Below are 7,077 nucleotides of genomic sequence, written 5' to 3'. Positions count from 1 at the left end.
GACAGTAAACGCACGGGTCGAGTGGGATGGGAGAGATTATGGGAAGGATGGTTCAAACTGCAAACCATCCTTGAGGGTTATCTGCTGGCCAAGTCTCTCGAGCAAGAGATCTGATCAAGAGACAGGGCATTTGCCGGCCCTTTTTTTATCGCGAGGGCCGCTTACAGGCCCCCGGCGTCGCGCTTGGTGTTCGGCGCCGGCGTGGACGGCGGCGTCCGGCCGTTGTTGGTCAGCCGCGACAGCGTCTCGCTGCGCACCTGGAACGGCGGGTACGGCAGCGTGATGCCGTGTTCGCGGTAGCCCGCCAGGATCAGCTGGTGGATCTCGTGGCGCAGCGGCATACGGTGGCCCATCTCGGCGGCGTAAATACGCATTTCGAAGATCTGGATGCCCTGTTGCAGATCGACCAGGTAAACCTCCGGCGCCGGGTTATCCAGCACCAGCGAGCAGCGCTCGGCGGCGTTCATCAGGATCTTGGTCACCTCTTCGCTGTTGGCTTCGCCCGGTGCCGGTACGGTCAGCACCACACGGGTGATGGCGTCGGAAAGTGACCAGTTGACGAACTGCTCGGTGATGAAGGCCTTATTCGGCACGATAATCTCTTTACGATCCCAGTCAGCGATGGTGGTGGCGCGGGTGTTGATCTTGGTGATCGTGCCGGTCAGGTTGCGGATCGTCACGGTGTCGCCGATGCGGATCGGCTTTTCGAACAGGATGATCAGGCCGGAAATGAAGTTGGAGAAGATCTCCTGCATGCCGAAGCCCAACCCCACGCTGAGCGCGGTGACCACCCATTGCAGTTTCGACCACTCGATGCCGATCCAGGAAAAACTGAGGATGGCGCCGAACAGCAACAGCAGGTATTTGGTGATGGTGGTAATGGCGTAGCCGGTGCCCGGCGACAGATCCAGGTGCTGTAGCACCGCCAGCTCCAGCAGCGCCGGGAGGTTGCGCACCAGCTGCATGGTGATGATCAGCACCAGGATGGCGATCAGAACCGCGCCGAGGGTGATCGGATGGGCGGTCTCTACGCCGTTGACCGTCGAAGTGACGTCCCACAGCGAGATATTTTCCAGGAAACTAAATGCGGAATGGATCTCCGACCACAGTACGATCACCGACACCAGCGCGATCAGCGTCAGGATCGAACGTACCAGCCGCAGCGATTGAGCGCTGATGGTATCCAGGTCGATCTCGGAGTCATCCATATCCACCGAACCTTCGGTGCTGTTCGGGGTGTGCGAGGTTTCGTCTTCGCCGCGGGCGCGCTGGGCCAGGATGTCGGCACGGCGCTGCTTGGCGCGATCGAAGGCGATGCGTCGCCGTTGGATCAGCATCCAGCGGCGGATGATGTGATAGACGACCAGCAGCAGGAACCAGATCGCCACCGAGGTTTCCAGACGCGCCAGCAGCGCTTGCGCGGTGGTGAGGTAACCGACGGTCGACGCCAGCGCCGCCAGCAGCGGCGCCGACAGCAACAGCCCCCAGAAGGCGCTGTTGAGCATGTTGTCGCCGGAGCCGTTTTTATCCAGATACAGCGGAATGCCGGCGCGCTTGAGGCTGTGGGTAACCAGCGCCAGCGCCAGACACAGCAGAATAAAGCACAGCCGCCCCAGGGTGTTGGCGAACTCGCGCTCTTTCAGGCTATCGAAAGTGATCAGCGCCATGATCAGCGGCACGATCAGCCAGATCGACATCTTGTAGTAGCGCATGGCGCGCGAAACCTGCTTCGCCGGCCAGCGGAAGTGCACGATGAACAGCCCCTGAGGGTGGGCGAAGGCGGCGCAGATCATGCAGATCCACAGGATCGGCAGCGTGGCGGTCACCCCTTTGCCGATCGCTTCCGCCACCGGGTAGTTCCAGGCGCTTTGCAGGCCGTAGCCGAGCGCAGCCCACAGCACCGGCAGCGGCAGCGCCACCAGAATCGACCAAAATACGGTGCGCAGCGTCAGGAAGAATTCGTCTTGCGTCACCTTGCCGACGCGGCTGCTGGCGCGCTCAAGGAAGGCGTGATAGTGCTTGCGCGAACTGATGCTGAAAATCACCAGCAGCAGGGCGCCGAAGATCGGGATCAGCGTTTCGCGGCTGGTCACCATCATCATGAAGGCGCCGCCGAGCTGCGACAGCGTATCCAGCGACAGGACGCGCGTCAGATCGTGCGCCACGTTGAGCGGATAGGCGAGGGTGATCGGATTGACGTCCGGCACCCAGAACAGATAGCGGTGGGTGGCGTCTCGGATCTCGTTCAGCGCTTCGATCAGCTGGGTGTTGGCCACCTTCAGCTTGGTCAACTCGAGGATTTGGGTATCGCAACCGGACAGCAGCGAGTTCAGCAACTCGCGTTGGGTGCGCAGCTGGGCATCGACGATGCGCTGCTCCTGGTTGGTCAGCGCACTGCCGTCGTCGCGCTTGAATTCGCGCTGCGGCAGCTTCTCCAATTGGCTTTCAAACTGCAGGCGCTGCACACGCAACTGGGCCATGTCGCCATCCAGCTGCTGCGGCTTGGGCATTTCCGGCAGCGTCGCCACCTGGGCGCGCAGGGTTTCCCCCAGCGCCGACGACGAACCGAGCCACTGAGCCTGCTCGATGATGGTGCTCAGCGCCTGGCGCACCTGCAGCGTCTGCGCCGCCGCCTGCCGCTGTTGCGACGAAATCAGGTCCATGCGCTGCGCCTGGCTGTTCAGCGCGGCGGACAGCTCGCGGTTGATCTGGAGCTGTTCGCTGATGCTCTTCGGCAGTTCGCCGTTCTGCTCCGCCAACTGCTCGGTTTTTTCCAGCGCCAGTTCCGCCTCGCGCTGGCGCTGGGCGTTGAGGTTATTGCGTAACGCCTGCAATTGAACGTCAATCTGTTCGTGGCGCTTTTTGTAAACTTCGGCGCGCATGCGCGCCAGCTCCTGGCGGTTGTTGGCCGACAGCTGCGCCAGCTCCAGCTCGTCCACTTTGGCTTTGCGTGCCGCGGCTTCGGTCTGCAGCAGCGCCAGCGCGGCCTGCGCGTACGGCGTGGTCGGGTTGGCGGGCTGCGCCTGCAGGCGGCGTTGCACTTCGGTCAGCGCGCGGCGGGCGTCGGTCTGCTGCTGCGGCAACTGGCCGAGCGAGTCGCTGATTTCCCGCGTGCGATCCTGTTCTTGCTGCAGCAGGCGCGCCTGTTCCAGCAGCAAACTGCTGGTTTGCAGAATCTGTTGCTCCAGATCGTTGGCCGGGAGATCGTCGCCGTTCGGCAGGATCTTGTTGCTCTCCAGTACCAGCTGACGGCGCAGCTCCTGCGTCATCTTCGGGAAGTCGTCGATCACCTTCTGATACTGTTCGGCGCGAGTCTGCGACTCTTTACGCTCCGCCAGCCAGTTGAGGGCGCTTTGCAGCGCCTCGCTGGTTTCCGCCTGATTCGGCGCGTTTTTGCTGCTTTCCGCCTGCTTCAGCTCCTGTTTGAGCTGGGTCTCGGTCGGCACGGGGGCGGCCAGCGCCGGTTGCCACAGCAGGCAACCGAGCAAAAGCGTGATGATCAGGCGCACGGCGTCGATTCCTTTGGGTCTAGGTCTGTGGTGCTTCAGCGGCGGCCGGAATTTCGGCGAAGGCTTCGCCCATGCGGGTAACGGTGCCGTTCTGCAGCTGCGGCGCGAACTGCACGCTGCCTGCGGTAAACAGGTTGATCACCGTGGAGCCGAGCTTGAAGCGGCCCATCTCGGCGCCTTTTTCCAGCGCGATGGCGCCTTCTTCACCGGCGGCCGGGTAGGTCCAGCGCTTGATGATGCCTTCGCGCGGCGGCGTGACGGTGCCGGCCCAGACGGTTTCGATGCTGCCGACGATGGTGGCGCCGACCAGGATTTGCACCATCGGCCCAATGTCGGTGTCGAACACGCAGATCACGCGCTCGTTGCGCGCGAACAGGTTAGGCACGTTGGCGGCGGTGAGCGGGTTGACCGAGAACAGATCGCCCGGCACATAGATCATTTCGCGCAGTACGCCGGCGCACGGCATGTGCACGCGGTGGTAGTCGCGCGGCGCCAGATAGGTGGTGGCGAACAGGCCGTTGCGGAACGGCTCGGCCAGCAGATAGTTGCCGGCCAGCAGCGCTTCCAGGCTGTAGTGGTGGCCCTTGGCCTGGAAGATCTGATCGTCGCGGATCGGGCCAAGCTGGCTGATGGCGCCATCGGCGGGCAGCGCCAGCCAGTTGGCGTCGGCGATGATCGGGCGCGCGCCGTCGCGCAGCGGGCGTACGAAGAAGTCGTTGAAGGTGGCGTAAGACGCCAGGTCCGGATTTTGCGCTTCCTGCATGTCTACGCGGTAGAAGCGGGCGAAGGCCTTGACCACCAGTTGGGTCAGCCAGCCGGCCCGTTTGTCGGCGCCCCAGCCCGCGAGCCGGGTCAACGCCAACTTCGGCAGCCAATATTGCAATGTAATCTTGATGCTATCCAGCACGTTAACCTCGTGAATCAGGGTAAAGGGCGCGCATTGTAACGAGGGCTCCGCCGTCGTCAATGCCCGCCCGTCAGTGTCAGTCTGCGGCGTCCGTGAAGTTCTTGCGAACCTTCACCTGCGCCATGCTTTCGAGAATGCGGTGATAGTTGTCGAAACGCTCTTCCGCGATATCGCCTTTCTCCATCGCTGCGCGGATGGCGCAGCCGGGATCGGTATCGTGGCGGCAGTCGCGGAATTTGCAACCACCTAAATAATCACGGAATTCGACAAAGCCACGGGTGATTTGTTCCGGCTCCAGGTGCCACAGGCCAAACTCGCGCACCCCCGGGGAGTCGATCACGTCGCCGCCGTGCTGGAAATGGTACAGCCGCGCGGCGGTGGTGGTATGTTGCCCGAGGCCCGAGACGTCGGAAACCTGATTTACCAGAATTTGCTCTTCGGACGGCGGCAACAGCGCATTCAGCAGGCTGGACTTGCCCACCCCTGACTGGCCGGCGAAGATGCTGATGCGCCCGGCCAGCGCCTGCTCGAACTCCGTCATGCCTTCCCGCGTCTGGCTGGAGACTTCCAGCACCCGGTAGCCAATCTTGCGATAGATATCCATCATGTCGTCGACCAGCTTGCGCGCTTCGGCGTCCAGCAGGTCAATTTTGTTGAGCACGATCAGCGGTTCGACTTCGAGCGTTTCGCAGGCCACCAAATAGCGGTCGATGATGTTCAGTGACAGCTCGGGCAGGATCGCCGACACGATGACGATCTGATTGATATTGGCGGCGATCGGCTTCACGCCGTCGTAGAAATCCGGGCGCGTCAGCACCGAGGTGCGTTCGTGCACCGCTTCCACGATGCCCTTCACCCCTTCGTGGGTGCCCAGGCCGGGGCGCCACACCACGCGATCGCCGGTGACCAGCGAACGCAGCGTGCGGCGGATGTTGCAGCGGTGCTGAGTGCCATCCGGTGCCTCAACGTCGGCGTGCATGCCGAAACGGCTGATGACGATGCCTTCCTGCGGCTCGCCCAGTTGAGAATCATCCGGCTCCGGTTTGTTATCCGAGCGCTTCAGACGGCGCTGATGGTTCGCCTGCACGCGGCGTTGCTGACCTTTGGACAGTTTGTTCTTACTCACTGCGCCTCACTTGAATCGGTTTTATACCTTTACGTACGACGGCGGTGCGGGGTTTTCCCCGGCCGCAGCCTTGAACCCGTCGGGGTATATGTCGCCGATGGCGACCAAAAAGACTATGATACACGCTATTTTATATTAAATAACCGTTGTTAGCCGCCGGCGGCGGCGCGTCGCCACCGGCGGTGCCCGCCGTCTCGTCCGCACAGCGTTTTTCTCTCGGCTTTTAGGCAGGAAACATCATGACAGGAAACGAAAATAACCTGATTTGGATCGATTTGGAGATGACCGGGCTGGATCCCGAGCGTGACCGCATTATCGAGATTGCCACGCTGGTCACTGACGCCAACCTGAACATTCTGGCGGAAGGGCCGGTCATCGCCGTGCATCAATCCGACGAACAGCTGGCGCTGATGGACGAGTGGAACGTGCGTACCCATACCGGCAGCGGGCTGGTGGAGCGAGTGAAGGCCAGCCGCCAGGACGATCGCGCCGCTGAACTGGAAACGTTAGCCTTCCTGCAGCAGTGGGTGCCGGCCGGCAAATCGCCGATCTGCGGCAACAGCGTGGGCCAGGACCGCCGTTTCCTGTTCCGCTATATGCCGGAGCTGGAGGCCTACTTCCATTACCGTTATCTGGACGTCAGCACGTTGAAGGAGCTGGCGCGCCGTTGGAAGCCGGAAATTCTCGGCGGCTTCAAGAAGCAGGGCACCCATCAGGCGCTGGACGACATTCGCGAATCGGTGGCCGAACTGGCTTATTACCGCGAACATTTCATCCAGCTCTAAGGCGAGGGAGGCTCCTGACAGGGAAAAACGCCGTTTCTAGCCGCTTAATTCGCCAATTTGGCGCTTTAATCGGCAATCAAACAAAAATCGCGTTTTTTTGCTTTCAGGGGCTTGCGACAAAAAGGATTTCTCGTATAATGCGCACCCCGTACCGATGAAGAATTTCGTAACGTTCCACCATCGATACGCCGGGCGGGAATAGCTCAGTTGGTAGAGCACGACCTTGCCAAGGTCGGGGTCGCGAGTTCGAGTCTCGTTTCCCGCTCCAAATTCAACAATGTCGCGATGCGGCATGATGAATAAATAAAGCAGTATCAAGCAGTACCTATGCGACGCGGGAATAGCTCAGTTGGTAGAGCGCAACCTTGCCAAGGTTGAGGTCGCGAGTTCGAGCCTCGTTTCCCGCTCCAAAATTTCAAAGGTCATGCCAGTGTTTGGTGACCGGATGCCAAAAGCATCTCAATGCGGGAATAGCTCAGTTGGTAGAGCACGACCTTGCCAAGGTCGGGGTCGCGAGTTCGAGTCTCGTTTCCCGCTCCAATTTTCTCTTCGTTTCAAACTCAAATCCAACGCCTTATCCGGCGCGGATTTTTGTCCCGTTTTACACACCTGGTAAAAATGTTGTGAACAGAGTTATCCACAGCCTCTGTACATAAACCCGCCTGGCTGAAAAATCAACGTCATACAAATTAAATATTTATCTATTTGATTTATAGGCTTATTTATTTATACCAAAACGTTATGCCGATC

General features: G+C 60.6%; 4 protein-coding genes and 3 tRNA genes. 4 read left to right on the top strand and 3 right to left on the bottom strand.

What is annotated here, in order from left to right; all coding sequences use genetic code 11:
- Positions 1 to 161: 161 nt before the first annotated feature.
- The 3 genes from mscM to rsgA form a co-directional block, all read right to left on the bottom strand.
- Positions 162 to 3,509 (bottom strand): miniconductance mechanosensitive channel MscM, encoded by a 3,348-nt coding sequence (mscM, locus tag M6G53_RS16205; RefSeq protein ID WP_253332955.1) that lies wholly within the window; start codon positions 3,507 to 3,509, stop codon positions 162 to 164.
- A gap of 19 nt (positions 3,510 to 3,528) precedes the next feature.
- Positions 3,529 to 4,416 (bottom strand): archaetidylserine decarboxylase, encoded by an 888-nt coding sequence (asd, locus tag M6G53_RS16200; RefSeq protein WP_253332953.1) that lies wholly within the window; start codon positions 4,414 to 4,416, stop codon positions 3,529 to 3,531.
- A gap of 76 nt (positions 4,417 to 4,492) precedes the next feature.
- Entirely contained in the window at positions 4,493 to 5,542 is a 1,050-nt protein-coding gene (rsgA, locus tag M6G53_RS16195) for a small ribosomal subunit biogenesis GTPase RsgA (protein ID WP_253332951.1), read from the bottom strand.
- Between the two features lie 239 nt (positions 5,543 to 5,781).
- On the opposite strand from rsgA, the gene orn reads away from it, so the two are divergent.
- The 4 genes from orn to M6G53_RS16175 all read left to right on the top strand — a co-directional run bounded on the left by orn (position 5,782) and on the right by M6G53_RS16175 (position 6,867).
- Positions 5,782 to 6,327 (top strand): oligoribonuclease, encoded by a 546-nt coding sequence (orn, locus tag M6G53_RS16190; protein ID WP_123893188.1) that lies wholly within the window; start codon positions 5,782 to 5,784, stop codon positions 6,325 to 6,327.
- A gap of 192 nt (positions 6,328 to 6,519) precedes the next feature.
- A tRNA-Gly gene (locus M6G53_RS16185) sits at positions 6,520 to 6,595 on the top strand.
- Between the two features lie 66 nt (positions 6,596 to 6,661).
- Positions 6,662 to 6,737 (top strand) — tRNA-Gly (locus tag M6G53_RS16180).
- Positions 6,738 to 6,791: 54 nt separating this feature from the next.
- A tRNA-Gly gene (locus tag M6G53_RS16175) sits at positions 6,792 to 6,867 on the top strand.
- Positions 6,868 to 7,077: the final 210 nt, after the last annotated feature.

The sequence above is a fragment of the Serratia nevei genome, from assembly GCF_024160145.1.
GTDB lineage: Bacteria > Pseudomonadota > Gammaproteobacteria > Enterobacterales > Enterobacteriaceae > Serratia > Serratia nevei_A.
Note: the sequence above shows the minus strand (reverse complement) of the source record. Positions and strands in the feature narration are given on the sequence as shown.

What these genes read in the sequence shown, in the direction of transcription:
- orn (WP_123893188.1), top strand. Translation starts at nt 5,782, where the DNA reads ATGACAGGAAACGAAAATAACCTGATTTGGATCGATTTGGAGATGACC.